The organism is Secundilactobacillus hailunensis (genome assembly GCF_005405185.1).
Classification (GTDB): Bacteria; Bacillota; Bacilli; order Lactobacillales; family Lactobacillaceae; genus Secundilactobacillus; species Secundilactobacillus hailunensis.
On the sequence record NZ_BJDO01000110.1, the window covers coordinates 1 to 1,246 of the forward strand.

Consider the following 1,246-nt stretch of genomic DNA (forward strand, 5'->3'; position numbering starts at 1 on the left):
TGAGTTAGTCCGTTTTTGTATTTCATTCAGTTACTAATTGCTGATCAGGTTCATAATTCCACGGTAAACAAGCCTCCAATTGCGCTTCTTTTGGGAAAGTTGGCAACTGTGACACGGTTTTTAACAGATATTCAATGTAGTCACGAGGATTAGTCCCATTGGCTTTGGCGCTTTGAATCAACGTCATCCAGATGGCATTGGCCTCAGCCCCTTTAGGGTTAGTGGAAAATAACCAATTCTTACGCCCGATGACGTAACTTTTCATGTTACGTTCCGATGCGTTATTGGTGAAATCCAATTCACCAAAATTCAGTACCTGATTTAAGGCCATTCGTTGGCCAGTCGCGTACGCGATGGCTTTACTTAAGCGACTATTAGCGTACGGATTAGTTGATTCGCACCAAGCCCAGAAGGTATCAAGCAAGGGCTTTAACTTATCCTGACGGATCTTGAGTCGTTCACTACTAGCTAACGATTGCCATTCGCGCTCTAGGTCAAACATCTTGGTCAGCAACTTTAACCCTTCCGAAGCCTTGAAATGATGTGGATCAGCGTTAGCTTCATCGAAAAACTTACGCCGGACATGTGCCCAACAACCGCACCGAACGACTGAATTAGCTACTCGATTATAACCTTGGTAACCATCGCATTGGAGTACGCCAGTAAAATCACGATATAGTTTCTGGGCAACGGCACCAGCTCGACTTGGTGAATAGTAGTAGAACACCATTTGGTGTTCTGCCTGTCGAATCGTGCGAGCTAACCAGATATATGACTTACTGGTGGCAGCTTTACCGGATTCTCGTAGAACCTGATAGGGCGTTTCATCACCTTGCAGAAACGGCTGAGTTACCAAGCGTTCATGCAGTAACTGGTAGACCGGTTTCAGTGTTTCAGCACATTTAATCATCCAATTAGCCATACATTGATCACTGACATCAATCCCTTGATGATGCCAATAACCCTTTTGGCGATATAAAGGGACACCTAATTCATACTTGAAATAGGCGATCTCGGTCACCAAAGATGGCGACGCCAAACTGTGCGCAATAAGTGATTTAGGCGCATTTCCATGATAAAAATGGCTATAACCATCCAACTGTTCACAGGCAACGCATTTGTAGGTTGCCTCATAAATATCTTCTACGTAATGTTTAGCCGGAATGATAACGATTTGCTGGTGCTTAAACTGTTTGCCTACCCGAACTAACTCGTGTCCGTGGACACAATGCTGATCAGTTGTGTT

Annotated in this window: 1 protein-coding gene; it reads right to left on the reverse strand. The window is 44.3% G+C overall.

Annotation, left to right across the window (positions count from 1 at the left end; translation table 11 throughout):
- Positions 1-22: 22 nt before the first annotated feature.
- Positions 23-1,246 (reverse strand): IS66 family transposase (tnpC, locus tag FFM73_RS12520; protein WP_137631945.1); only part of this gene is annotated, 1,224 nt, incomplete at its 5' end.